The following is a 25959-nucleotide window of genomic DNA, read 5'->3' as shown; positions in this document are numbered from 1 at the left end:
ATACAAACCATTGATTTATATTAAAATAAACTTTGGCCTAAGCCTTGCTTCGTAATTAATAACTAAAAAATCACCTTTAAAATCACAACAGGGAACTACCATGGCCGTTAAACTTGAAGATCGCCCAATCGATCAAGTAAGAGAAGAAGTCATTGATCAACTCATTTATAACTACAGTCATGCTGTTATTTCAGCCGAAGCATTTGAACGCCGACTAGACCAGGCAATGGCAGCCACCAGCAACGAAGTATTGGTTGAACTGGTTGCTGATTTAGAACTAAAAGCAGATATTGACTACAAATCGCATAAGCATGCGCAATTTAAACCTCACTACAGCCACAGCAGCGACAACGAAAGCCTGCAGCTTCGTAGTATTTTGGGTTCAAATGAGCGCAGCGGCCAATGGGTAGTACCAAAAGAAATTCACCTTACAAACTGCTTAGGCTCAATCGAACTCGACTTTAGCGAAGCAATTTTCCAACATCAGTATGTCACTATTTACGTGAACTGTATTTTAGGTAACGACGAAATCTACGTACCAGAACATGTTAATGTGGTATCTAAATTATTTAGCGTAATTGGCAGCGTAGAAAACAAATCAGTCGCCTTAAATAAAGGCCAAGGCCCAACCATCACCATTGAAGGTAATGTATGGCTAGGCTCAGTCGAGATTTCAGTTAAACGTACCATGAAAGAAAAGTTCATCAGCTTTGCCAACAGCCTAAAAGCCAGTTGGAAAGAGATGAATAAAGTGCAGTAAAGGTGCGAGTTGCGAGTTGCGAGTTGCGAGTTGCGAGTTGCGAGTTGCGAGATATTGTAGGCGCGATTTTATATCGCGCAATAGGTAATAAATGACGCGGGGTAAACCCGCTGCTACAACCACCGCGCGAAATAAATTTCACGCCTACATCAACCGTAGGCGTCACGCTTGCTTGGCGCGTCTTACATACAACACCATTCCATCAATCAATGCCTGACCAACAAACAACAATGCTCGGCTCAAAACTGACGGCTGAAAGCTGACAGCTCCCTCACAAGTCATTATTCCTCTCACTCGGGATATCACTAAAATACTCTACAAACTCAACTTCAAAACCAGCGGGGTCGATGAAATATACATTTTTACGATATGGATTTTCTGGGCCGTGTTTATCAATTTCATAACCAGCCGAAACAAGACGCTCAACTACGGCATTAATATCGTTTGTCACATAAGCAAAATGAGCAAGGCCTACTTGGTGGCCAGCTAAATCACGGTTTTCAGCTTCACCGTTATCGCTTAATGCAAGGTATTGGTAATCATCACCAAAGTGCAGCCACTTGCGCGGTTTGCCCGACCATTTGCTATCGCCTTGACTACGCACACGCCAGTGCGGGAATGCTGCTTTATAAAAGTGCAGCATGGCATCAACATTACTAACAACAAGGTTTACGTGTTCTAAATACATGGTAGTTTCCCTTTTTATTTTTAAATTGCCACCAAGATAAAACCTCAAGTTAAGTTTAGGTAAAGAACTTTTTCAAATAAAAAAGCCCCACAAAAGTGAGGCTTTAAAAAAATGATTCGTTGTATATATATTAACTACCTGCAACCTGCATTTGTTCAATCAATACAGAGCCTGTTTGAATACCGCCACGACGTTCGATGTCGCCACCTAAGCCCACAACGGCCTTAAACATATCTTTTAAGTTACCAGCAATCGTGATTTCACTTACTGGGTATTGGATTTCGCCATTCTCAACCCAAAACCCCGCCGCACCACGTGAGTAATCACCCGTTACCGTGTTCACACCTTGGCCCATAAGTTCAGTTACTAATAAGCCTGTGCCCATGGTTTTTAAAAGTGCTTTTAGATCTGCATGGGTTTGCTCAACTAGCCAGTTATGAATACCACCAGCATGACCCGTTGGTGCCATCGATAGTTTGCGTGCTGCATAGCTAGCTAATAGGTAAGTTTGCAGCTCACCACCTTGAATAATTTCACGGTCTACAGTTTTTAAGCCCTCAGCATCAAACGGCGAAGACGCTAAACCTTTTAATAAATGCGGGCGCTCAGAGATATTCACACAATCGCTGAATACTTTTGTACCTAAGCTATCAAGCAAGAAGCTCGATTTACGATAAAGAGCACCACCACCAATCGCCGACACTAAATGGCCAAACAATGAGTTAGCAATATCTGCTCTAAAAATTACAGGCACTTTCATAGTACCGAGCTTTTGGCTATTAAGCTTAGCCAAGGTTTCGGTTGCTGCTTCGAGGCCTACTTTTGCAGCATCATTTAAGTCATCTTTATGGCGCGCGATGGTATAAGCCGAGTCACGCTGCATTTGCTCGCCTTCTTTACCAATCACCATCGTACTAATGCTATGACGAGTACGCGGGTAACCTGCAATCATGCCATGGCTGTTACCATAAACACGTAAACCTTGGTGAGAAGAAAAACTCGCACCGTCTGAATTTACAATGCGCTCATCGGCATTCAGCGCCGCTTGTTCTGCTTGATGACAAAACTCAACACCTTGCTCAGGGCTAACTTCCCACGGGTGGTATAAATCTAAATCTTGCGGTGCAAATTCAAGTAACTCTTTATCAGCGATACCATTAAATGGGTCGTCAGAGGTGAACTTTGCAATATCAATGGCTTTTTCGACCACTGTACGTAATGTTTTAGGGTTTAAATCGGCTGTTGAAGCAGAGCCTTTGTTGTTACCCACATAAACACTGATACCTAAGCCACCGTCTTGGTTAAACTCTATTGTTTCAACTTCGCCCATGCGCGTGCTGACAGACAAACCTGACGTGCTCGACATCGCCGCTTCTGCTGCTGTTGCACCCAATTTTTTTGCATGCTCAAGCACTTCGCTTACTGCGTCTTTCACTTCAGAAATGTGTTGATAAATAGGATCTTTCATCTTGTGTGTCCTAGGTTCTGATATTTTTTATAGTGTAACGAATGCTAACACACTGCGAGACCTGCATCAGCTAATATTAATCATTAACTAAATGGCGTATAATAGCGAATAGTTAAGTTTACTGAATGAGCATCCTTATGGCGAAGAAGAAAAAGCCACTTATCGAAGAAGAAATTATTTACGTATCAAAAAGCGAATTAAAACGTGAAGCCATGCAATATCATGGTCTGGGTGCTGAAATTGCAAAAATGCCGAAAAAGCAGCGCGATCGTTTACCGCTTAATCACGATTTAAAAGAAGCGTTAGTTGTTTCTGATAAAGTAAGTGATAAGAGCGATGCTTACCGTCGTAACTTAAACTACATCGCAAAAGTATTACGTACCACAGAAAACGTTGATGAAATCCAAGCGATGATCGACATCATGCTTAATAAAAACAATCAAGCCGATGTTTTGATGAACAAAATCGAAACCCTGCGCGATGATTTGATTAAACAAGGTGACGACCTGATCAATTCAACAATCGATCAATACCCGTCTCTTGAGCGCCAAAAAATGCGCCAATTAGTGCGCAGCGCCGCAAAAGAAGTTAAAGCAGAAAAGCCAGCCAAAGCTTATAAAGAGTTATTCCAGTATCTAAAAGATGCGATTATGCTTTGATTTCCTTCGCGCGAAATAAATTTCACGCCTACATAAAATGTAGGCGTCACGCTTGCTTGGCGCGTTTTGAACATCACGCAATACAAAAACACCGCGCGAAATAAATTTCACGCCTACAACCAAATACAATTCCACAACGGGTAATCGCCAACGTGCTTAACTAATTTTGCGCGTAGAGGGTTTGCAACTACATATCGAGCTTGTTGTATTAGGTCGTTTTCATCTCTGATTTGATGATCATAAAAATTACTTTGCCAGACTACGACTTTACGCCCCTTCCTCTTTCGAATAGACATGGTCACCATGCTTTTATACAGCTTAATTACTGCTGATAAGTTTTGCTGAGGGCGAAGTTGAAATATCCAATGTAAATGGTCAGGCATGAGGACAAAGCAGATTGTCTCTACTTTATCTTCTAAATAGTATATTGCTTTGGCAGCATCAACTGCATATAGGTAGTTGGCAAATATAGGCACTCGATTCTCACAACAAAGAGTTACTGAATAATAGCAATTTGAATGTGAGTTACGCCCTTTAAGTCTCTTCCTTGACGAAAACATAAACCTATCAATCCTGAAGGTAAAACCTGATCTTAGAACTTAAAAACACACCTAGCCAATTTACACCAAAAATGTTTGAACCTTGCAATACAAAAACTCCGCGCGAAATAAATTTCACGCCTACCTCAAACCGTAGGCGTCACGCTTGCTTGGCGAGTCTTAAACATCACACAACACACAACTATCGCGCGAAATAAATTTCACGCCTACCTCAAACGTAGGCGTCACGCTTGCTTGGCGCGTCTGAAATATCAAACAATACTCAACCATCGCGCGAAATAAATTTCACGCCTACATCACCGTAGGCGTCACGCTTGCTTGGCGCGTCTTAAACATCACACAACACACAACTATCGCGCGAAATAAATTTCACGCCTACATCACCGTAGGCGTCACGCTTGCTTGGCGCATCTTGAACACCACATAATACTCAACCACCGCGCGAAATAAATTTCACGCCTACCTCAAACGTAGGCGTCACGCTTGCTTGGCGCGTCTTGAACATCACGCAATACTCAACTATCGCGCGAAATAAATTTCACGCCTACATCAAACCGTAGGCGTCACGCTTGCTTGGCGCATCTTGAACACCACATAATACTCAACCACCGCGCGAAATAAATTTCACGCCTACATCACCGTAGGCGTCACGCTTGCTTGGCGCATCTTGAACATCACACAATACACAACTATCGCGCGAAATAAATTTCACGCCTACACCAAACCGTAGGCGTCATGCTTGCTTAGCGCGTTTTAAACATCACGCAATACTCGACCATCGCGCGAAATAAATTTCACGCCTACATCAAATGTCGGCTGAAAGCTAACTGCTCCAAACAAAAAGGCTCTGAGCGTTCACTCAGAGCCTTTTTATAATCGATAATCAATTACCAGATTTTTACGCGATCTTCTGGTTTGATATACATCTTGTCGCCTTCTTTCACATCAAACGCCTGATAGAATTCTGGCATGTTTGAAAGAATACCGATTACACGGTAGTGGCTTGGTGAATGAGGGTCTGTCATTAGGCGGTTACGTAACTCTTCGTCACGATATTTACGACGCCAAATTTGCGACCAACCCATGAAGAAACGCTGATCACCTGTGTAGCCATCAATGATAGGCGCTTTTTCATCACCAAGTGATAACTGGTATGCCGTATAAGCAACAGTTAAGCCACCTAAATCACCAATATTCTCACCTAATGTAAGCTGACCATTAACGCTTGCATCTTCAAATGGTTTGTACTCGTTATATTGAGCAACTAGCTGACCTGTGCGCTCTTCAAACTGTTTAAGGTCTGATTCGCTCCACCAGTTACGTAAGTTACCGTCACCATCGTACTTCGCACCTTGGTCATCAAAACCGTGACCTAATTCGTGGCCGATTACTGCACCAATTGCACCGTAGTTAACAGCGTCATCAGCTTCTAGGTTGAAGAATGGCGGTTGTAAGATAGCCGCAGGGAATACAATCTCGTTGTTCACAGGGTTGTAATAAGCGTTTACTGTTTGTGGTGTCATGTGCCACTCAGAACGGTCAACTGGCTTACCTAGTTTTGCAGTCATATCTGCATATTCCCACTCGCTGTGGCGAATGTAGTTACCTACTAAGTCATCACCTTTAACTTCAAGTGCAGAATAGTCTTTCCACTTATCTGGGTAACCGATTTTTGGTGTGAACTTATCAAGCTTTTCTTTAGCCGCGATTTTTGTTTCTGGGCTCATCCACTCAAGGTTTTCAATCGCAACTGCATAACCTTTGATAACGTTATCAACTAACTCTTCCATGCGCGCTTTCGCTTCAGGCGGGAAGTTTTCTTTAACGTATACTTTACCTAGAATTTCGCCTAATACACCGTTTGATGCATCAACCGCTTTTTTCCAAAGTGGAGATTGCTCTGTTACACCGCGAAGTGTTGTGCTGTAAAAATCAAAGTTAAGGTCTACTAGCTCTTTATCTAATAGGCGAGCGTAGTTGCTAACAAATTGGAACTTAAGGTAGTTCTGCCAAGTTGCTAAGTCTGTATCGTTGTAGATACCTGCGAATTTTTCTAGGTAGCTAGGTTGGCGAATGATTACATCTTCAGTTTTGATACCTGATGCATCAAGGTAAGCTGCAAAATCAAAGTCGCCAGTAAGTTTATTTGCATCTGCAACACTCATCTTATTGTAAGATTTGGTTGCATCACGGCTTTCAACACGGCTCCACTGCGCATCAGCAATGCTTGTTTCAAGATCAATAATTGCTTTTGCCGCAGACTCAGCATCAGCTACACCCGCTTTGCTTAAGATAGCTGTTACGTATGCTTGGTAAGCTTCACGAATTTTTGTGAATTTTTCTTCATCTTTTAGGTAGTAATCGCGATCTGGTAAACCTAAACCAGACTGATAAACATACATCGCGTTTTCGCTAGAATTTTTCGCGTCGTTGTTTACGTACCAACCAAACGGTAGGCTACCGCCTTTAATGCGAAGTTCAGCCATTAAAGCAACTAGATCAGACTTGTTCTTAACTGCATCAACGCTTTCTAGCACTGGTGTTAATGGCTTGATGCCAGCCGCTTCACGGCCTGCTTCGTCCATATAGCTGTTGTAGAATGCAGCTAATTTAGCTTCATCAGAGCCTGGCTTAACGTCTTTATTTGCCGCTGCTTTTTCTAGTACTTCTTTCATCGCTTTTTGCGAATCATCGTAAAGCTGAGTGAATGAACCGTAGTTTGATTTATCACCTGGAATTTCTGTTTTCTCTAACCATTCGCCGTTTACGTGATAGTAAAAGTCATCTTGTGCGCGAACAGACTTGTCCATGTTCGCCAATTCAATGCCTGAATTTAAAGGAGCTTTTCCTTCAGTTACGGCCGCAGTTGCTGGTGCTTTAGTTTCTTGTTCTTTTTCACCACAACCAACAAGACCGAGGGCTAGTGCAATACTTGCCGCGGTAAGTGTTACTTTTTTCATGGGAGTCCCGTACTAATTATTTTTTGATGTATTTATCGAAAAACTAGCAAACCTAATTAATCATTAGTTTTTCGCTTTCACCATAATAAACCTCTCAAGCAAAACAATAAAACCGAATATGTAACAATTCTTATCAAAACAGGATGAGCCGCATTTTTGAGCGGTGGGAAGGGGTATTAAGTGGTTAGTGGTTAGTGGTTAGTGGTTAGTGGTTAGTGGTTAGTGGTTAGTGGTTAGTGGTTAGTGGTTAGTGGTTAGTGGTTAGTGGTTAGTGGTCACATTGTGGGCGCGATTTTATATCGCGCAATATACAAAAGATAACGCGGGGTAAACCCGCTGCTACAATTTCACGCCTACATCAAAACGTAGGAACGGCTTTAGCCGTGAATTGTTCTAAACACTTCGGCACTAAAGTACCTCCTACGAGGTGAGCTACAAACAACACACTTCAGCTTCAAACTGACAGCTGAAAGCTGACGGCTGTTACAGCTCATACCTCTGTTTTATCTTTTCGATGATCTCAACATTGGCAGCAGGGAAGCTGTAATCATCAAGCTCACTGAGTGCAACCCATTTGCCTTGTTGACCTTCTGCGCCATGGGCCGTGCCTGTGAAATCATCAACAATGTGCACATCTAAACGTACGCATTTATCGCCATAGTCATGTTCGATAACCATTAGCTCTTCACTGGCGTTTACAGTTAGGTTTACTTCTTCTAACAGCTCACGCTGAAGTGCCGCAAATACGCTTTCGCCCTGCTCTACTTTTCCGCCAGGGAATTCCCATAAGCCGCCTTGGTGTTTGTCGTCTGGGCGCTTACAAATAAATAATTGCTGATCTTTATAAATAACACCGACTGCAACATGCACTACTTTTTTAGTCATTTGTTGTTTCCTTAATCATAAAAAAAGCGACGCAAGCGTCGCTTTTTATCACCGTGTTTTGGTTATTTTAATTTACCGCAACACTGCTTATATTTATTACCTGAACCACAAGGACACGGCTCGTTACGGCCTACTTTTGGCTCTGCACGTTGTGTAACTACAGCACCTTCTGGTGTTTCGCCACCGATGTGCTCGGCTTCTTCGTGTTGGTATTCACGTGGTGCATTTTCGCTACGACGATGTTGCTCTTCAACTTTCTCAACATCTTCTTCAGCGCGAACTTGTACTTTACTTAAAATACCCACAACGTCGACTTTTAAGTTCTCAAGCATTTCAGAGAATAGCTCGAACGACTCGCGCTTGTACTCTTGCTTAGGATTCTTCTGTGCGTAACCACGTAAGTGGATACCTTGACGAAGGTGATCCATCGCAGCTAAGTGATCTTTCCAATGTTGGTCTAGGCTTTGTAGCATAATCGCTTTTTCGAATTGACGTAGTACAGACTCGCCTACCATCTCTTCTTTTTGCTTGTACGCTTGCTCAACCGCTTCTTCGATACGCTCACGAAGCTTCTCTTCGTATAGTTTGCTATCGTCAGCTAGCCATTGTGAAATTGGCAGCTCGATTAAGAAATCTTGTTTTAAGCGTTCTTCAAGACCTGGGATATCCCACATTTCAGCTAAGCTTTGCGGTGCAATGAATTGGTCAATCACACCATTTAACACATCGCCGCGAATTGCAGTGATAGTTTCTGAAATATCGCCTTCTTCAAGTAGCTCGTTACGTTGCGAGTAAACAACACGACGTTGGTCGTTTGCTACGTCATCGTACTCAAGTAATTGTTTACGAACGTCGAAGTTACGCGCTTCAACTTTACGTTGTGCGTTTTCGATTGCGCGGTTAACCCAAGGGTGCTCAATTGCTTCACCGCGTTGCATACCTAATTTACGCATCATGTTAGTCATGCGCTCACCAGCGAAGATACGCATTAGCGCGTCGTCCATTGATAAGTAGAAACGGCTTGAACCCGCATCACCTTGACGACCAGAACGACCACGTAACTGGTTATCGATACGACGAGATTCGTGACGCTCAGTACCAATGATATGTAGACCACCCGCTTCGATTACTGCATCGTGGCGTTTTTGCCACTCATCTTTAATCGCTTTGATTTGTTCATCAGTTGGGTTTTCTAGCTTTTCAACTTCGCTGTTCCAGTTACCACCTAACACGATATCGGTACCACGACCAGCCATGTTAGTTGCAATGGTTACAGTGCCTGGTAAACCAGCATCGGCAACAATGTCTGCTTCTTGTGCGTGGAACTTAGCATTAAGTACGTTGTGCTTAATTTTTTCTTTACGTAAGAACTGCGATAAGTACTCAGAACTTTCGATAGAAATAGTACCCACAAGTACCGGTTGACCACGCTCTTGACAATCTTTGATATCAGCAAGAATTGCTTCGTACTTTTCTTCTTGTGTTAGGTACACAAGATCAGCACGATCGTCACGGATCATCGGTTTGTTCGTTGGCATTACTACTGTGTCTAGACCATAGATAGACTGGAACTCAAACGCTTCTGTGTCTGCTGTACCTGTCATACCCGCTAGCGTGTCGTATAAACGGAAGTAGTTTTGGAATGTGATTGATGCCAATGTTTGGTTTTCGTTTTGAATGCGTACACCTTCTTTTGCTTCAACAGCTTGGTGTAAACCTTCTGACCAACGACGACCTTCCATTGTTCGGCCTGTGTGCTCATCAACGATGATAACTTCGTTTTCTTTAACAACGTAATCAACGTCTTTTTGATAAAGCTTGTGAGCACGAAGTGCCGCATACACATGGCTTAATAATGTGATGCTTGAAGCTGAGTAAAGTGAATCACCTTCCTGAATTAAGCCGCGCTCAATTAGTAGCTCTTCAACTTTAATTTGACCACGCTCTGTTAGGTGAACTTGCTTAGACTTTTCATCGATCGTGTAATCGCCGTCGCCTTCAACGCCTTCTTCATCTTCTTTTTCTTGAAGCTCTAGGTCTGGCACAATTTTGTTGATTTCGATGTAAAGCTCAGAGCTGTCTTCAGCTGGGCCTGAGATAATAAGCGGCGTACGCGCTTCATCGATTAGGATTGAATCCACCTCATCCACTACGGCGTAGTAAAGTGGGCGTTGTACACGCTCTTCAATGCTAAATGCCATGTTATCGCGAAGATAATCAAAGCCAAATTCGTTATTTGTACCGTAAGTGATGTCAGCAGCGTAAGCGATTTTCTTTTGCTGTGGCATCATGCCTGGTACGTTACAACCTACTGTTAGGCCTAAGAACTCAAATAATGGGCGGTTAGTTTCGGCGTCACGTTTTGCAAGGTAGTCGTTCACGGTAATTACGTGAACACCTTTACCTGTTAAACCACGAAGGTATGCAGGTAATGTTGCTGTTAGTGTTTTACCTTCACCGGTACGCATTTCTGCGATGCGACCTTGATGTAAAACCATACCACCTAGTAGCTGTACGTCGAAGTGACGCATGCCATTTACACGCTTAGATGCTTCACGTACCACAGCAAATGCTTCTGGTAAAATGTCATCTAGGCTTTGTCCGTTATCGTAACGCTCTCTAAATTCAGCTGTTTTTGCTTTTAAATCTTCATCAGAAAGCGCTTCTAATTGCTTTTCAAGCGCATTAATTAGAGCGACCGTCTTTCTTAGGTTTTTAATAGTGCGGTCATTGCGACTACCAAAAATCTTGGTAAATAAATTAGATATCATGATAAAACCGTTACAATATATTCTTTGTTAGCTAGTCATTAGCTAACCCACTTTCTTCAATTGATAATTAATATGCGCTTATGCTCATGATGTAGGGCATATTAATTAACAATTTATCAGTACGCTGTTCAAAACACCGCTTATTTCGTGCGCTATCATACCAGAGTCTGCGCAACATCAAACCTTCTGTTTATGAAGATATGGAATTTCGGCAAGAAAATTTAAAAATCAGCCATAATCTTTGATCTAACCCCATAAAAAGGGTGAAAACAAGATTACTGAATAGATATGGCGACAATAAGAATAAAATCAAGATCAGGGGAGAAAAAAGCAGGTTAGTGGTTAGTGGTTAGTGGTTAGTGGTTAGTGGTTAGTGGTTAGTGGTTAGTGGTTAGTGGTTAGTGGTTAGTGGTTAGTGGTTAGTACAAAATAAAATACATTTCATGTGTAGCAAGTTCTTTGTTTAATTACACAAAAAATAAAACCCCCCTCTCGATCAACTGATATCTAACTTCTGAATTCTAACTACTAAAAATCCGACTTCTAAAATCTAACCCCTATTATAAAACCACCGCGCGAAATAAATTTCACGCCTACACCAAAACGTAGGAACGGCTTTAGCCGTGAATTGTTCTAAACACTTCGGCACTAAAGTACCTCCTACGAGCTAGACCCACAAACAACACCGCTCGGCTAAAAACTGACGGCTGAAAGCTGATGGCTTTACTTATTTTTTCCGCCCATGTTGCGCTAAACGCTCTAACTTGGCTTTTAAAGATGGAGGGGCGTCTGCGGCGATGGCGCTGAGGTAATCGGCTGTTTGTTCGCTCATTTGACGTTTAGAAACAGGCTTTTCTTCTGGCTTATTTGTTGCCGATAAGCGCTGAGTTGCTTGTGGGTTTGCGGTAATTTTAATTTGCCCAAGCTCTACCATACCAGCGGCACGAAAATGCGAGAGCATATCCATTTTTAAGTAATTTAAACGCAGTGCAATCGGTGCCGAAACCGCTTCGATCATCAAAGTCCCATCACGGTAATTACTTACTCGGCATTTTTTCGAAAGCGTTTCACCTAAAAAGTCATCAAGAATCGTTTGTTGAGAAGACAAGCCTTGGGTTTTACCAGCATAAGATGCTAAGCGACCACTCAAGCCCGCCATAATATCGCCAACAGCTTTTGGCGCGTATCTATCTTTTGCCATTAATCGTCTACCTAAAAAGGTTAATCACCACAAAGAGAATATACCACCTACGTAAATATGAAGCTATTAGGTTCGAAAACAGTGGTTAGTGGTTAGTGGTTAGTGGTTAGTGGTTAGTGGTTAGTGGTTAGTGGTTAGTGGTTAGTGGTTAGTGGTTAGTGGTTAGTACAAAGTAAAATACATTTCATGTGTAGCAAGTTCTTTGTTTAATTACACAAAAAATAAAACCACACTCTCGATCAACTGATATCTAACTTCTGAATTCTAACTACTAAAAATCCGACTTCTAAAATCTAACCCCTATTATAAAACCACCGCGCGAAATAAATTTCACGCCTACATCAAACGTAGGCGTCACGCTTGCTTGGCGCGTCTAACATTCAACACCGCTCGGCTCAAAACTGGCAGCTGAAGGCTTACGGCTCCTTAAATTTCACGCCTACGTGGGAACGGCTTTAGCCGTGAATTGCTCTAAACACTTCGGCACTAAAGTACCTCCTACGAGGTAGGCCTTTGGGTAAGGCCCACAAACAACACCGCTCGGCTCAAAACTTACAGCTTAAAGCTTCTCTTCCTCCTGCGTGATTGTTTCTGGTACACTTTTCCTTTGTTTTTTATTTAACTTGCGCAATGACTCAACACTCTCTTACTTTAATTGTATTGGCTGGCGGGCTGGGTAGCCGCTTTGGCGGAAACAAACAAATTGCCGAAATTCCAGGGCTGGGCTGTACCATCATGGAACTTAGTATTCAGGATGCGGTTAAAGCTGGTGTGAGCCAAGCGGTGATCATCATTAATAAAAAAATTCGTGCAGAGTTTGAAGCGACGATTTTACCGCGCCTACCTGAGTCGCTCGAAGTAATCCTAGTTGAGCAAGCAATTAGTGCAGTGCCAAATGGCTATGAGTACCTAGCCGCTGAACGACAAAAACCTTGGGGTACAGGTCATGCATTACTTTGTGCAAACCCCTATGTAAATAACCCTGCTATTGTCATTACAGCCGATGACTATTATGGCGAGTCTTCTTTTGCAATTATTAATGAGCACTTCAAGCAGCATAGCAATTGGGCGATGGTAGGCTACCCAATAAAAGATACGCTCTCCGAAGAAGGTGGTGTAAATCGTGGTGTATGCTCTGTTGATAGTCACCAGCATTTAACTGATGTGGTCGAGTACCTAGATATTAAACTCGAAAATAATGTTTTAAAGGGTAACAACCCGCAAGGTGATAGGTTAAAAATAGCCGATGATGCTCTAGGTTCTATGAGCTTTTGGGGAATAACACCGAGTTTATTTAATGACTTAGAAACAGGCTTTATTGAGTTTTTAGAAAATACTGACAACGGTGTCACGAAAGAGTATTATTTACCAAATGAGATACAACTCGCGATTCAAGATAACCGCCAAGCTGTAACCGTTTATACTGCACAAGAGCCATGGTATGGCGTAACCTACAAAGCTGAACTGGATGCAATAGCACACACTTTATGTCAGTTACGTCGTAAGCTAAACGATTAAACCCTCGCCTCTTCTTGCAAAAAATAAGTAATGGAAAATTAATGAAGTCTAATCCTGTTGCAACTTATCTTTCTGAGCACTTTGGCTTAAGCACAGATAACGTAACGCTAAAGCCAATTGGCAATGGCCACATCAACACAACCATGTTACTTAAATCAGAAGAAAACGCCTTGGTTGTGCAAAAGTTAAATACCGATGTGTTTCCTAACCCTGAACACCTAGTTGAAAATGCACGACTAATTGAGCAGCACCTTAGTGAAAAACACGACAATGGTGAATACAGCCTCGAAATTATTCGTCATGTTCCAACTATCGAAAGTGACTTTTTAGTTGAATGCGATCAAGGTGTTTGGCGTGCACTCGAATTTATTGGCGGCAGTTATAGTGAAGATGTTGTAGCAACTATCTCGCAAGCACAAACTGCAGCCAATGCATTTGGACAATTCGCGCTGGCATTACAAGACTTTCAGGCTGAACAGCTGCATCATGTGATCCCTGATTTTCATAACTTAGCGATGCGCTTTGATGCTTTCAAAAAAGTCATCGAAAAAGATCCTGTAAACCGTGTAGCCCTTTGCCAAGACGACATCGATTTTTGTTTAGCTCAGCAATCTTTAGTTGATGAATTAAAACAGCTTGAAGGAAACATTCCTTTAAGACCTTGTCATAACGACACAAAAATCAACAACATGCTGTTTTGCACGCAATCTGATGATGCAAAAGCAGTCATCGACCTCGATACCTGTATGCCTGGTTATTGGTTATTTGATTTTGGCGATATGGTGCGTACCTTCTGCTCTCCTGAGCAAGAAGATTCAACCAACCTAAATAATGTACGTGTTCGTGAAGAGATCTTCGCCGCCATCGTTAAAGGTTATGTTGAACCACTACAAAATGTGATCACAGACGCCGAAAAAGAAAGCTTTTGGTTAGGCACCAAAGTCATGACCTTTATGATTGGCCTGCGCTTTTTAACAGACTTTATTGATGGTGATAATTACTTTGCCACCAAACATGCAAACCACAACCTAGAACGCGCCCGCAACCAGTTTGCTCTTTATCGCGATATTCTTGAAAAAGAACATACGTTAAAAGCGATATTAGAGATAAATAAAGGGTAAAAATATAGTGGTTAGTGGTTAGTGGTTAGTGGTTAGTGGTTAGTGGTTAGTGGTTAGTGGTTAGTGGTTAGTGGTTAGTGGTTAGTGGTTAGTGGTTAGTGGNATAGTGGTTAGTGGTTAGTGGTTAGTGGTTAGTGGTTAGTGGTTAGTGGTTAGTGGTTAGTGGTTAGTGGTTAGTGGTTAGTGGTTAGTGGTTAGTGGTTAGTGGTTAGTGCAAAGAAAAATACAATTCATGTGTAGCAAGTTCTTTGTTTAATTACACAAAAAATAAAGCCACCCTCTAGATCAACTGATATCTAACTTCTAAAATCTAACTACTAAAAACCTGACTTCTGATATCTAACCACTAAAATAATATCTAGCCTTAAAATCAGGAGTTTATTATGCATATAAAACACCACGGAGCGGTGAAAGGCGTAACTGGGTCTTGCCACCAGCTATTTATTGATGATACAAATTCTGTACTTGTTGATTGTGGGCTCTTTCAAGGGGAAGACAGTAAACAAAACTTAGCTATCGAGTTTGATATATCAACGGTAAAAGCACTGATTGTTACACATTGCCATATAGACCATGTTGGTCGCATACCCTACTTACTTGCTGCAGGTTTTAAAGGGCCTATTTTCACCTCGGCTGCCACAGCAAAGCTATTACCTATGGTGATTGAAGATGCCTTAAAAGTGGGTGTAACTCGCGATGAATCAATGATCCGCACTTGCTTAAAGTTACTAAAACAACAGATTGTCTCTCTCGATTTCAACACATGGTACTGCATTCCCGTAGGAGTGGACTTTAGCCCCGAAAAAGTAGCCTCAAGCAAGCAAAACTCATTATATAAAATTCGTCTGCAACGCGCCGGGCACATTTTAGGCTCTGCCTATGTTGAAATTGAGCTAGGTAAAAAGCCAAATACGCATAGAGTGGTATTTTCTGGTGATTTGGGTGCACCTTACACGCCATTATTAACAACGCCAAAACCGCCTTACCGCGCCGATACATTAGTTATTGAATCAACCTATGGTGATAAAAACCATCAAGATCGAAAAGAGCGTGTAGCCGTTCTTAAAAAGGTTATAGAGCGTGCCGTAGGTGATAATGGCGTGGTACTCATACCCGCTTTTAGCATTGGCCGAACTCAAGAGCTACTCTATGAGTTTGAACAACTTATTCATTCTGCAAGCAAGCGCTCTATGTGGCATAAACTGCAAATTATTGTAGATTCGCCAATGGCAGCCAATTTCACAAATGAATATTTACATTTTAAAGCGCTGTGGGATAACGAAGCAAAAAAACGCGTAAAACAAGGTCGCCACCCACTCGACTTCAACCAACTACACACCATTGATAGCCACCAAGAACACCTTGCCCTTATAAACTTTTTAGCCTCAAAACAACAGCCAGCTATAATCATCGCCGCCAGCGGTATGTGTAATGGCGGCAGAATAGTTAATTACCTAGAGCGGTTTTTACCTGACAAAACAACCGATGTCATTTTTGTTGGCTACCAAGGGCAAGGAACATTAGGCCGAGAGATTCAAAAGTACGGCTCTCGCGGCGGCTATGTATTTATCGATAATCAAAAAGTAATGATTAAAGCGCAAATTCATACCATCAGCGGCTACAGCGCCCATGCAGATCAAAAAGGATTAATCAGATTTGTCACCGGCATGCGCAAAAAGCCAACTTTAATCAAAATCGTCCACGGTGATGAGCAAGCCAAACAAGCGCTAGCAGAAAAGCTTAAAGCTGAGTTAGGCGAAAGAGTAGAAATAGTGGTTAGTGGTTAGTGGTTAGTGGTTAGTGGTTAGTCAATACAAGGAGTTAGTTATGAACTTTGAAAATCTAGATGTATGGAAACGGTCTGCACGATTAAGTGCTGAAATTTACAAATCAACAAATGAATTAAAAGACTTCGGTTTTAGAGATCAGTTAACCCGCTCAGGCTTATCAGTTCCTAGCAACATTGCTGAAGGAGTAAGCCGTGAAAGTTACAAAGAGAAAAGTCGGTTTATAGATATCGCGAGATCTTCGCTTGCAGAAACAAGAACACAAATCTATATAGGCCTGGAGATAGGCTACCTAGAACGTGAAAAAGCATTGTATTGGATATTAGAAACCAAAGAGTTAGGGGCCATGTTAACGGGTCTAAAACAACAGTTTGATAATAGAAGTTAGTGGCTCTAACCACTAACCTCTAATATCTGACTTCTAATGTTTGACTCGTATGTCGCTTCTCGCCCCTCGTTACTTCGAGTCGCTATTATTTATAACTCTCATACGCTTCTTTCATTCGCGCTAGGTTGCTATAAATATAGCTCGAAGTTAAACGGCCGCGTCTAAACATTGTATTGTCTAAAGAGACTTGTGTTGAAGGAGCGTAACCTTGGTTAAATACCAAGGTGTTTAATTTTCCTATTTGCGTTGATAGACCAACACGCCATATATCACGGCCTTTTAACTGACCAAACGGTGTGACTTTCATATCTTTACGTGGTGTAAGTGGGATACTCAAGCCAACCCCTGCTTTTTGCGCATCTGTATCCTCATAGAATACTGCTATGTAGCTATCACCAAACCAAAAACGACTTTCAAGTTTTACGCCACTGTCACCATAGAAATACTTGCCAGCCGTAGCATGTAGGGTAATATCTTGCTCTACCCAATTGTACTGGTATGTGAGAGTTTCGTACTCACGTGAGGCACGATAATCTGCATAATCAAAATAAGCAATTTTAGCACTTACTTTATGGCGCCCCTCAGGGCTTAACCAAGCGGTCTCGTTAATAATGGCTTTGTAATCAAAGTAGTCTTTAAAGAAACCAATTTGCGTTTGGTTATAAAATCCATACGGCAGTGCAAAGGTTTGATGAAGCATTGCATTTACAATACCTTCGTCAAGGCTGTAATTATCAAATACGCCGTTATCCTCAAAGTCGCTGCTTTCATCTAAAATAGTTTGGCTGGTAACCTTTATACCACCACCTTGCCACAGCGGCACGTCAAGCTCAGCACGTAAACCTACAGAGTAGTCAAATACTCCAAACTCTGTTGCATAAGTATTAGATAAAGCAGGGCTCAAGGTTAAGCGCGGTTTAAAGTAAGGGCTTGCCTCTGCTTTACCGGCCCATACAACACCTTCAGGAATGTTTGCTTTGCCTTGCTGTACATTTAAATCTGGGCTTACACCTTTTTCGATAAACAAGCGGTAGTTATCGACCTTGCCCTGAATTGCAATTAAAGGAATACCTGTTTTAGAAAGCTGTACGTTAAAGTGCGTGCTTTCATTTGTTACACTTTCAGCAATACGGCCAAGTACAACACCAATTGCATCAATGTCGTTGCGGTTAAATACCGAGTTTTCAAAGTTTACGAATACAGTATTCAGGTTATAACCCACCACTACGTTCTCGAAACCATCGTTAATTAACGCTTCTTTTAATTCGATTACTTGGCTATTTAAGCTTGAGCTTGCAAGTTTTTGCGTATTTGCTGTTGGTGCTTGTTTTACACTTGCTACTGTAAGGGCTTTTGCTTGTTCAGCTAATTCTGGCGCCATTGCAGTTTGTATAAAACCAATGCCATGGTCATCGATTTTAGCTGTTGGCTGTGTAGCAACCGGTGCTACATAAGGGGCTGCTTCAACTTTTTTATAATTTTGTTTATCTTCACTCGAAAGCGGCATACTAAAGTTAACGCCCCAATAAGTGTCCTCTTTAGAGTAATCTGTATTACTATAAAAACGGCTGGTAAAGGTTAGCTCGCCGATATCATACAGCCACTTTTTAGGAATAGACACCTTAGCGCCCGCATTAAATGCCTCTGCATCATGCTCTGCTTGTAAGCTAAACCAGTCGAAAACTTGATACTCTATACCACCAAACACACCATCCATCTCACCATGAGGGCGTTTGCTTTTTGCGATACCTGCAGAAAATCTAAAGCTCCATAATTCTTTTGATGCCACTGCATAATATGTTTCGTAAAAATTAATATGCCCGCCAATGTCTTTACCACCAATAGCGAGGTTAAACCAATCTTCTGGGATATAAGGAATTTGATACTTCGCATTAAAAGATAAATCTCTTATTTGCCCTCTTCCTTTTTTACTATACAGGTTGTCATGCATACTATTCGAAGCAATGAGACCACTCACTTCTAAACCATCAAATAAACCTGCACTAACAATAAAATTATGACCCTTTACATACTGGTTACTGCGATCAAAAAGCTCATTGTTATGACCAAAACCTATTACTCCTTTTTCTTGAACTTCAGCATTTGGGGTATTAATAAGGCCAGTATAACCAACGAAAGATTGATGAGAATTTATTTGTTCAGCTAAAACAAGCGGCGAACTTAGAGCTATTGCACTACCTAAAAAGACATTAAGCTTAGACATAAACTATTCCGAGTTAAAATTATAAAAATCCTTAAATTAGATTAAATATAACATTAGATGTGAAAAACGAGAAGTTAATAGCGAAGCGCTAGGTGCTAGGTGCTAGGTGCTAGGTGCTAGGTGCTAGGTGCTAGGTGCTAGGTGCTAGGTGCTAGGTGCTAGGTGCTAGGTTAACAATATTTTATTTTGGGGGGGTAAAGCAAGTGGTTAAAAGCAATTAACTAACTTCTAACCACTAAATTCTAGAGTCTGACATCTAACTTCTGAAATCTAATATCTTCTTCTTAAACCGCTTTTAAATGTCGCTCTGCTGGCGCTACCATTTCGGTTACAAAATCAGTGAATTCTTCACCTAAGTTTTCGTCGCGCATGCTATATTCAACAATCGCTTTTAAGTAGCCTAATTTATCGCCACAGTCGTGAGCACGGCCACTCATGTGGAATGCTTCAACAATTTCGTGCTTCATTAGCTCATCAATAGCGTCGGTAAGCTGAATTTCGCCACCAGCACCCGCTGGTGTTTTAGCAAGTAGTGGCCAAATAGCTTTAGATAGAACATAGCGGCCTACAACAGCTAAGTTAGATGGTGCCTCTTCAGCTTTTGGTTTTTCAACCATGGTTTTAATTGGCGCACTTTCGCCCGCTTTAATTTTAACGCCGCCGATGTCAGCAATACCATATTTATGTACGTTTTCTTGTGGTACTGGCTCTAGCATGATTTGGCTTGCTTTAACTTCATTAAAGCGCTTGATCATAGCAGCAATATTTTCGGTTTTTTGATCTGCTGTATAGCTATCTAAAATTACGTCTGGCAGTACAACAACAAAGTCGTCATCGCCAACAATTGGCTTTGCACACATAACAGCATGGCCTAATCCTTTAGCCTCGCCTTGGCGTACGTGCATAATGGTTACATCAGCAGGGCAAATAGAGCGCACCTCTTCAAGCAAGGTGCGCTTTACGCGTTTTTCGAGGGTTGCTTCAAGCTCAAAGCTGGTATCAAAGTGGTTCTCAATGGCATTTTTAGAGCTGTGAGTAACGAGTACAACCTCTTTAATACCCGCAGCAACACATTCGTTTACTATGTATTGAATAAGCGGTTTATCAACCAGAGGTAGCATTTCTTTAGGAATTGCCTTTGTCATCGGTAACATACGTGTACCAAGGCCTGCAACAGGAATGACAGCTTTCATAATGTTTAGTCCCTTAAGTGTAGTGATAAGAATAAATAATTACAAAGTATGAGTTATTAACTCATTTTGCGCAATAGTAAAAAAAGATTTATAACCAAGTTAGCAGTAATAATATTGACGGAGGATGAATGAAATAAAGAAGTCAGAAGTCAGAAGTCAGAAGTCAGAAGTCAGAAGTCAGAAGTCAGAAGTCAGAAGTCAGAAGTCAGAAGTCAGAAGTCAGATCACAAGCTAGTGGCTGGGGTGCCACTAGCAAGGGGTTAGTTATAAAAATTAACTAGAGTAGTAAGAAACTGTTCAACTTGTTGTTGCTCTAGTTCATTAATACCTGCCGCTGCTGCGCGGCCGCCGCCGGTGGCAAATTGGCTGCATACATCAACAGCGCCCTGTTTATTATTGAGTGGTGCTCTTACACTTACTGTATAACTGCCTTTGTTATTATAGGTAAGCACTGCATGGGCTTTATTAGGTGCTTGGTTAGCAAGGTCGTTACCTAATACGCCACTTACACGGCGCGCCCATGGGGCATCATCAAGTAAAATAACCTTTGCTGTATCGCAATTATGTAAGACTTTAGCGTCAGCCGCTTTTTGCATATCAGCTTTGTAAGCTTTTTCTAATACGTAATAAACCGACTCACTGTCGTTAATGGCATCAAGAGGTGACTTATATTTTAGTAGCTCGTTAAATAAATCTTCTGGAGCAAAGTGTAAATCGGCCACCTTGCTGCCATAGCCGTTATAGTTAATATAGGTACCAAATGCTTTAAGTTGTGACTTTTCGAGCTCTGTTAAGCCTAGTTTATCGGCTTCGCTATCGGCTTTTGCAAATAAATTATCGCCATAAGCAGCTGTAATAGCCCATAAATGATATTGTTTTTCGATAAGGTCGCTCACAATTAAGCTCGTACACATGTTTGCGTCTAAATTAATATGAGCAAAGAGGTTAGCGTGGTTTGGAATATCACCCGCTTTATGATGATCTACATACATAACACGTGCTCCTACGCATAGGGCGTCGTGCAACTCTGCCATGTTTTTTTCCATCGAAATATCAAGTACACGTATATTATCACCAGCTTTTGGGGTAATTTTTTTTAGTAGTTGAATATCACGTTTAACACCGGTTACTTTCACGCTTTCAACAGGGTTAGCGAGCTGCAACTGTAACAGTGCGATGATGCCATCGGCATCACCGTTAAAAATATCGTAGTTCATAAAATCTCAAAGAATAATAGAAGTCAGATTATAGATGTTAGAGGTCAGAAGTTAGACGTCAGGGGTTAGATATCAGATTTTAGACGTCTGGTTTCTGGCTCTAGATTTCTATAATCCCAGCTTCGCGTAAATAACCAATAATTTGCTCAACGCTTTGCACAATGCTTTGCTCTGCTGTTTTTACATGAATCTCTGGTTGCTCTGGTATATCAAACGCAGAGCTGATACCTGTAAAATTAGGGATCTCACCAGCACGGGCTTTTTTGTATAAACCTTTAGGGTCGCGGCTTTCACAAACCTCTAATGGCGTATCGATAAATACTTCTACAAATTCACCCTGGTTCATAATGCTGCGAGCACGTGCACGATCTTCTTTAAACGGTGAAATAAATGCCGTTGATACAATTAAGCCCGCATCAACAAACAGCTTAGCTACTTCGCTAATACGGCGAATATTTTCAATACGATCTTCGTCGCTAAAAGTAAGGCCCTTGTTTAAGCCCATGCGTACATTGTCGCCATCAAGCAAATAAGTATGGCAACCTAATTCAAATAACTTAGCCTCAACCGCATTCGCAATAGTCGACTTACCAGAGCCACTTAATCCTGTATACCAAAGTAATACCGGCTTATGCCCTTTATGTTGTTCTTTTTCAGCACGCGAAACAGTTTGATCGTGCCATACAATGTTCTCGGTCATGGTACCTCTTGGGTTCAGATTTCAGATTTCAGATTTCAGATTTCAGATTTCAGAGTCAAAACGATTCTTTAAACTTGTCAGCATAGCAGCTAACTCTTTTGACTCTGCAATCCAGCTTAAAGCAACTTCACGCTCTATATAACCAACCTCTGAACCAATGTAAATTTGAGTTCTAGCTTCAGCTAAAGAAGCTCTCGCAATATCAATAAAGCGACTCTTTTCTTCAAAGCTGTCTCTACAGACTCCCTCTGCAATATTACTTGGCACTGAAAGGCCTGAACGAGTAAGTTGGCTCCTGAAAGCATAATCATTTAATTGAGAAGTGGTTTTATAAATTTCTGCACTTAATTTAACAGCTCTTTTCCAAACATCTAACTTTTCAAAATTCATCGCAGCTCAGCTCCTTCTGATATCTGACTTCTAATATCTTACCTCTATAAAGTTCGATTTAAAACGTAAAACACAGTGCATTTACTTTAGAATACTGAGAGGTATGTGATAAGGAACGATGGGCAGAACTTTATATTTGTATATTTCACATGCTAATCGTAATGACTTCTTCCACACATCCATTTGTTCAAATTTCATAATTAGTCCCTTCGCCATTAAGTGAAATCCATTCACTACTAAACCTTATCGCAAAATAAACCCAGAGCCTAGAGCCTAAAGACATATTTCTAGCTAACGCCTAGCGCCTATCGCCTATTACCTAGCCCCTAGTACCTAGCGCCTTATACCTAAAACGGAAAAAACACGGGTATCAGGGTCAGTACCACTAGGCTGTAGGTGATTGAGATCGGTAGGCCGAACTTTATGAAATCGGTTAGTTTGTAATTGCCGGCATTGTAAACCATTAGATTGGTTTGGTAGCCGTAAGGGCTAATAAAACTGCCACTCGCGGCAAAGGCTACTGCAAGTACAAATGGCATGTAACTTACGCCTAAGCCTTGAGCTATGGTAAATGCAATAGGGAATGTAAGCGCTGCAGCTGCGTTATTTGTTATTAACTCTGTAAATAATAGAGTAAGTAAAAATACACCAATAAAGGCTATATAAACGCTTTGCCCGGCAAGTAAGCCTTCGACTTGCTCGGCTATTAGTTTAGATACACCTGAATTATCTAGGGCTGTAGCTAATGTTAAAGCGCTCATTACAATAAGCCAAAGCTCTAACGGAAATCGTCGCTTAATTTCGTTTAGCGATAAACAACGGCAACCCACCAGCACGGCTAGGTAAAAAATAAAGCTTTTTAATAAGCTAATATCAAAAATTAACGAGCCCGCAATGGTTGCCACAAAGCCCCAAGTAACAATACGCTCTTTTAAGCCTTTAAGCATGTTATCGGCTTTGACACCGCTCAGTATAAAAAAGTTTTTAGTTAAGTTAGTACGTTTAGCAAAGTCAGGGCCAACTGCAAGAATCAAAAAGTCGCCGCTTTGAATGGTAATATCGCCCAACTTGCCCGAGAGCTTCTCACCTTCGCGGCGCACTGCAACTACGGCGGCATCAAAGCGTGCACGAAAGCCTGCCGTTTTTAACGTTTTACCTACCACAGCAGCACCCGGTTTAATAACTACTTCGGTTAAGTTATCGCGCAATAAACCATCTTGCTCTGCAAATAAGCTCAAACCCTCAAATTGCTGCAGCACCAGCACTTTAGTGACATCGCCCGAAAAAATAAGTTTATCGCCTTCGCGGATCATTTGCGTTGGCGCTACGGGCGAAATTAAGCGGTTATCGCGAACTACCTCAACCAAAAATAGTGACTCTAAGCTACGTAAGCCATTTTGTTCAACGGTTTTACCTATTAGCGGTGAGCCGTTATTCACTTTAGCTTCAACAAAATAATCGCTAGAGGTTTCATCTTTACAGATTTTACCTTTTAAACGATTAATTGTGAGTGCCATTACCAATACACAAGCAACCACGGCAGCTAAGCCAATAGGTAAAAAATCAAAAAATTTAAATCCCTCGGCACCGCGTTCAATCAGCATAGAGTTAACAATTAAGTTAGTTGAGGTGCCAATTAACGTGAGTGTACCACCTAAAATGGCGGCATAAGAAAGGGGCAGTAAAAGTTTGGTAGGGGCAATGAGTTTATTTTTTTTAACCGGGCTAATTAAAGTAGCTACCACCGCGGTATTATTTAAAAAACCAGAGGCTACAACTGTTGCCAATAAGGTTCTGACATAAGACTTAACCACAGAGCCATTAAATAAAACATTAGCTAGTTTGCGTAAAAAGCTGGTGCGCTCAAAAGCGAATGCACACACCACTAATAGCAACAAGGTAACTAACCCTGGGTTAACTGCATTATTCAAAAGCTGTTCGGTAGAAACTAGGTTAGTGGCAAAACAGGCTAAACAAGCAGCTGCAAATACACGCTCAGGAAATTTTTGAAATTTTATTAAGCCTACAATGGTTGTAATAAATATAACCACTATCAACCATTGCTGTAAAATCATTCAAGCATCCTTATTCGTGCTCGTAGCTCGTAGCTCGTAGCTCGTAGCTCGTAGCTCGCCAAATCATATCTTCTGCCAAAACATTAAGGTATTGAAGCCTAATCGTTTTTTAACAAAATAAACGGCGAGTAAGTTTTGCAAGCTAATAAAGAATGCAGTGGCAGACGCTGCACCAACAGCGCCAAACAACTTAGTGAAAATAGGTGCACTGATTAAAACACCAAAACCACTAATGAGTGTGACTAAACGCATATCGCGCTCGTGGCCGCTCATCATTAGTAAATAACCAACAGACCCCGTCACTACATTAACCGCTTGCCCTAAAACTAAAACCTGTAAAATTAGCGCTCCTTGCCTAAATTCTTCACCAAAAAGGCCCATTAAAAATTCAGGAAACAGCAACATAAAAAGCACTATGGGTAACGCACTTAATACTAATAACCGCACAGAGAACAAAGCAGTCTTGCGAATGCCAACATCATCCCCCTTAGCATGAAAGGCCGAAAATTTGGGTGCAACAACCAAATTTACCGCCATTAATATAAACGAAGTTAAGAGTGCAATACGCTGGGCAACGCTAAAAAAAGCAACCTGCTCTGCCACTAAAAATACGCCTATGATTATAGGTGCACTCCACTGTACTGCTTGACTCATTATTATTATGACCCAGTTAGGCCTTGCGCTATGCCAAAGTTGTTGAGGGTCTGGCTTTTCACCATTATTATTTAAGTTTTTAATGCTCAACCAATAAAAAAAACATGATGACACACCTAACGACAAACTTAGATAAAGCGCCGCATCACTTGCTGATTTAGCCGAAAATACAACAACTGCCGCGCCACATAACATCAAATGAGCAATGTTTTGGCACGGGATACTAGCAACAAGCTTATGGCGAGCCTGTAAGCTCATTGCCACTAAAAATACAATACTCAAACCTATTATTGCAGGGGCAATTAATTTTAAAGTATCAGTTAGCTCAGGCTTCTTAAATACAATTTCAGCAAGCAAAGATGCAAATGCATAAGCAATGACAGTAAAAATAAATGCTACTGGCAGAACATATTTAAGTGCAAAGTTTAATATTGCCTTTACTGTATGGCCATTACCTGCATCTGCTGATGTAAAGCGCAATACAGTATTGTCAAAGCCAAGTCTAGCTACTGCAGACAGTAACATAACCAAAGCAAGCGCAAGAAAAAAATAGCCAGACTGCTCAGCACCCAACTGCCTTGCAATAATTAAATTAAACAAAAATGCCATACCAGCACCCAGTATTCTAATGGTGAGTGCTAAAAAAGCATTTATAGCTGTATGCCTATGCTCAGCATCTTTCAATGATTTTTTTATTTTTACTATCATGAGGTAGTTAATCTACAAATATACATTGAAAG

General features: G+C 41.3%; 20 protein-coding genes. 6 read left to right on the top strand and 14 right to left on the bottom strand.

The window, feature by feature from the left end; genetic code table 11:
* The first annotated feature begins 100 nt into the window (after nt 1-100).
* Nucleotides 101-760: a LiaF domain-containing protein gene (locus L1D51_RS15960; protein WP_239964164.1), complete on the top strand. Its 660-nt coding sequence runs from the start codon at nt 101-103 to the stop codon at nt 758-760.
* 271 nt (nt 761-1031) lie between these two features.
* Here the strand turns inward: L1D51_RS15960 and L1D51_RS15955 are convergent, their stop codons facing one another.
* Together L1D51_RS15955 and pmbA are read right to left on the bottom strand one after the other, a co-directional pair.
* Nucleotides 1032-1448 carry a VOC family protein gene (locus L1D51_RS15955; protein ID WP_054563313.1) on the bottom strand — a complete coding sequence of 139 codons (417 nt, stop codon included), beginning with the start codon at nt 1446-1448 and terminating at the stop codon, nt 1032-1034.
* 130 nt (nt 1449-1578) lie between these two features.
* Nucleotides 1579-2916 carry a metalloprotease PmbA gene (pmbA, locus tag L1D51_RS15950; protein WP_055021365.1) on the bottom strand — a complete coding sequence of 446 codons (1338 nt, stop codon included), beginning with the start codon at nt 2914-2916 and terminating at the stop codon, nt 1579-1581.
* Between the two features lie 137 nt (nt 2917-3053).
* Between pmbA and yjgA the strand changes: the two genes are divergently transcribed.
* The gene (gene yjgA / locus L1D51_RS15945) at nt 3054-3575 is read left to right on the top strand and encodes a ribosome biogenesis factor YjgA (RefSeq protein ID WP_054563425.1); all 522 of its coding nucleotides are present in this window, start codon (nt 3054-3056) and stop codon (nt 3573-3575) included.
* Nucleotides 3576-3688: 113 nt separating this feature from the next.
* Here the strand turns inward: yjgA and L1D51_RS15940 are convergent, their stop codons facing one another.
* The 5 genes from L1D51_RS15940 to L1D51_RS15920 form a co-directional block, all read right to left on the bottom strand.
* A complete protein-coding gene (locus L1D51_RS15940; RefSeq protein ID WP_239964163.1) occupies nt 3689-4135 on the bottom strand; it encodes an REP-associated tyrosine transposase in 447 nt (148 codons plus the stop codon).
* An 887-nt stretch (nt 4136-5022) separates the two neighbouring features.
* The gene (locus L1D51_RS15935; protein WP_239964162.1) at nt 5023-7095 is read right to left on the bottom strand and encodes a M13 family metallopeptidase; all 2073 of its coding nucleotides are present in this window, start codon (nt 7093-7095) and stop codon (nt 5023-5025) included.
* A 483-nt stretch (nt 7096-7578) separates the two neighbouring features.
* Nucleotides 7579-7980 carry an 8-oxo-dGTP diphosphatase MutT gene (gene mutT / locus L1D51_RS15930; protein ID WP_239964160.1) on the bottom strand — a complete coding sequence of 134 codons (402 nt, stop codon included), beginning with the start codon at nt 7978-7980 and terminating at the stop codon, nt 7579-7581.
* Between the two features lie 62 nt (nt 7981-8042).
* Nucleotides 8043-10751: a preprotein translocase subunit SecA gene (gene secA / locus L1D51_RS15925; protein ID WP_055022436.1), complete on the bottom strand. Its 2709-nt coding sequence runs from the start codon at nt 10749-10751 to the stop codon at nt 8043-8045.
* Between the two features lie 727 nt (nt 10752-11478).
* Nucleotides 11479-11952: a DUF721 domain-containing protein gene (locus L1D51_RS15920; RefSeq protein WP_235377800.1), complete on the bottom strand. Its 474-nt coding sequence runs from the start codon at nt 11950-11952 to the stop codon at nt 11479-11481.
* Between the two features lie 630 nt (nt 11953-12582).
* On the opposite strand from L1D51_RS15920, the gene L1D51_RS15915 reads away from it, so the two are divergent.
* From L1D51_RS15915 to L1D51_RS15900, 4 genes are all read left to right on the top strand, one after another.
* A complete protein-coding gene (locus L1D51_RS15915) occupies nt 12583-13470 on the top strand; it encodes an NTP transferase domain-containing protein (protein WP_239964158.1) in 888 nt (295 codons plus the stop codon).
* Nucleotides 13471-13511: 41 nt separating this feature from the next.
* Complete coding sequence (locus L1D51_RS15910) at nt 13512-14591, top strand: phosphotransferase enzyme family protein (RefSeq protein ID WP_239964156.1); 1080 nt, start codon at nt 13512-13514, stop codon at nt 14589-14591.
* A 383-nt stretch (nt 14592-14974) separates the two neighbouring features.
* Nucleotides 14975-16378, top strand: coding sequence for an MBL fold metallo-hydrolase RNA specificity domain-containing protein (locus L1D51_RS15905; protein ID WP_239964154.1), 1404 nt, complete (start codon nt 14975-14977; stop codon nt 16376-16378).
* Nucleotides 16379-16418: 40 nt separating this feature from the next.
* Nucleotides 16419-16766 (top strand): four helix bundle protein, encoded by a 348-nt coding sequence (locus L1D51_RS15900; protein WP_239964152.1) that lies wholly within the window; start codon nt 16419-16421, stop codon nt 16764-16766.
* 85 nt (nt 16767-16851) lie between these two features.
* Here the strand turns inward: L1D51_RS15900 and L1D51_RS15895 are convergent, their stop codons facing one another.
* The 7 genes from L1D51_RS15895 to L1D51_RS15865 form a co-directional block, all read right to left on the bottom strand.
* Nucleotides 16852-18990, bottom strand: coding sequence for a YjbH domain-containing protein (locus L1D51_RS15895; protein WP_239964150.1), 2139 nt, complete (start codon nt 18988-18990; stop codon nt 16852-16854).
* A gap of 284 nt (nt 18991-19274) precedes the next feature.
* Nucleotides 19275-20183, bottom strand: coding sequence for a UTP--glucose-1-phosphate uridylyltransferase GalU (galU, locus tag L1D51_RS15890; RefSeq protein WP_062566026.1), 909 nt, complete (start codon nt 20181-20183; stop codon nt 19275-19277).
* A gap of 260 nt (nt 20184-20443) precedes the next feature.
* Nucleotides 20444-21400, bottom strand: coding sequence for a DHHA1 domain-containing protein (locus L1D51_RS15885; RefSeq protein WP_239964148.1), 957 nt, complete (start codon nt 21398-21400; stop codon nt 20444-20446).
* A 100-nt stretch (nt 21401-21500) separates the two neighbouring features.
* A complete protein-coding gene (gene cysC, locus L1D51_RS15880) occupies nt 21501-22100 on the bottom strand; it encodes an adenylyl-sulfate kinase (protein ID WP_239964146.1) in 600 nt (199 codons plus the stop codon).
* Nucleotides 22101-22142: 42 nt separating this feature from the next.
* Nucleotides 22143-22490 (bottom strand): four helix bundle protein, encoded by a 348-nt coding sequence (locus tag L1D51_RS15875; protein WP_239964144.1) that lies wholly within the window; start codon nt 22488-22490, stop codon nt 22143-22145.
* Nucleotides 22491-22837: 347 nt separating this feature from the next.
* Nucleotides 22838-24565: an SLC13 family permease gene (locus tag L1D51_RS15870; RefSeq protein ID WP_239964142.1), complete on the bottom strand. Its 1728-nt coding sequence runs from the start codon at nt 24563-24565 to the stop codon at nt 22838-22840.
* Nucleotides 24566-24628: 63 nt separating this feature from the next.
* Nucleotides 24629-25927 (bottom strand): oligosaccharide flippase family protein, encoded by a 1299-nt coding sequence (locus L1D51_RS15865; RefSeq protein WP_275669198.1) that lies wholly within the window; start codon nt 25925-25927, stop codon nt 24629-24631.
* Between the last annotated feature and the right edge of the window lie 32 nt (nt 25928-25959).

Source organism: Pseudoalteromonas shioyasakiensis (assembly GCF_022398475.1).
In the GTDB taxonomy this organism is placed as follows: domain Bacteria; phylum Pseudomonadota; class Gammaproteobacteria; order Enterobacterales; family Alteromonadaceae; genus Pseudoalteromonas.
This window is presented reverse-complemented; position numbering and strand designations above follow the sequence as displayed.

What these genes read in the sequence shown, in the direction of transcription:
- L1D51_RS15960 (WP_239964164.1), top strand. Translation starts at nt 101, where the DNA reads ATGGCCGTTAAACTTGAAGATCGCCCAATCGATCAAGTAAGAGAAGAA.
- L1D51_RS15955 (WP_054563313.1), bottom strand. Translation starts at nt 1,448, where the DNA reads ATGTATTTAGAACACGTAAACCTTGTTGTTAGTAATGTTGATGCCATG.
- pmbA (WP_055021365.1), bottom strand. Translation starts at nt 2,916, where the DNA reads ATGAAAGATCCTATTTATCAACACATTTCTGAAGTGAAAGACGCAGTA.
- yjgA (WP_054563425.1), top strand. Translation starts at nt 3,054, where the DNA reads ATGGCGAAGAAGAAAAAGCCACTTATCGAAGAAGAAATTATTTACGTA.
- L1D51_RS15940 (WP_239964163.1), bottom strand. Translation starts at nt 4,135, where the DNA reads ATGTTTTCGTCAAGGAAGAGACTTAAAGGGCGTAACTCACATTCAAAT.
- L1D51_RS15935 (WP_239964162.1), bottom strand. Translation starts at nt 7,095, where the DNA reads ATGAAAAAAGTAACACTTACCGCGGCAAGTATTGCACTAGCCCTCGGT.
- mutT (WP_239964160.1), bottom strand. Translation starts at nt 7,980, where the DNA reads ATGACTAAAAAAGTAGTGCATGTTGCAGTCGGTGTTATTTATAAAGAT.
- secA (WP_055022436.1), bottom strand. Translation starts at nt 10,751, where the DNA reads ATGATATCTAATTTATTTACCAAGATTTTTGGTAGTCGCAATGACCGC.
- L1D51_RS15920 (WP_235377800.1), bottom strand. Translation starts at nt 11,952, where the DNA reads ATGGCAAAAGATAGATACGCGCCAAAAGCTGTTGGCGATATTATGGCG.
- L1D51_RS15915 (WP_239964158.1), top strand. Translation starts at nt 12,583, where the DNA reads ATGACTCAACACTCTCTTACTTTAATTGTATTGGCTGGCGGGCTGGGT.
- L1D51_RS15910 (WP_239964156.1), top strand. Translation starts at nt 13,512, where the DNA reads ATGAAGTCTAATCCTGTTGCAACTTATCTTTCTGAGCACTTTGGCTTA.
- L1D51_RS15905 (WP_239964154.1), top strand. Translation starts at nt 14,975, where the DNA reads ATGCATATAAAACACCACGGAGCGGTGAAAGGCGTAACTGGGTCTTGC.
- L1D51_RS15900 (WP_239964152.1), top strand. Translation starts at nt 16,419, where the DNA reads ATGAACTTTGAAAATCTAGATGTATGGAAACGGTCTGCACGATTAAGT.
- L1D51_RS15895 (WP_239964150.1), bottom strand. Translation starts at nt 18,990, where the DNA reads ATGTCTAAGCTTAATGTCTTTTTAGGTAGTGCAATAGCTCTAAGTTCG.
- galU (WP_062566026.1), bottom strand. Translation starts at nt 20,183, where the DNA reads ATGAAAGCTGTCATTCCTGTTGCAGGCCTTGGTACACGTATGTTACCG.
- L1D51_RS15885 (WP_239964148.1), bottom strand. Translation starts at nt 21,400, where the DNA reads ATGAACTACGATATTTTTAACGGTGATGCCGATGGCATCATCGCACTG.
- cysC (WP_239964146.1), bottom strand. Translation starts at nt 22,100, where the DNA reads ATGACCGAGAACATTGTATGGCACGATCAAACTGTTTCGCGTGCTGAA.
- L1D51_RS15875 (WP_239964144.1), bottom strand. Translation starts at nt 22,490, where the DNA reads ATGAATTTTGAAAAGTTAGATGTTTGGAAAAGAGCTGTTAAATTAAGT.
- L1D51_RS15870 (WP_239964142.1), bottom strand. Translation starts at nt 24,565, where the DNA reads ATGATTTTACAGCAATGGTTGATAGTGGTTATATTTATTACAACCATT.
- L1D51_RS15865 (WP_275669198.1), bottom strand. Translation starts at nt 25,927, where the DNA reads ATGATAGTAAAAATAAAAAAATCATTGAAAGATGCTGAGCATAGGCAT.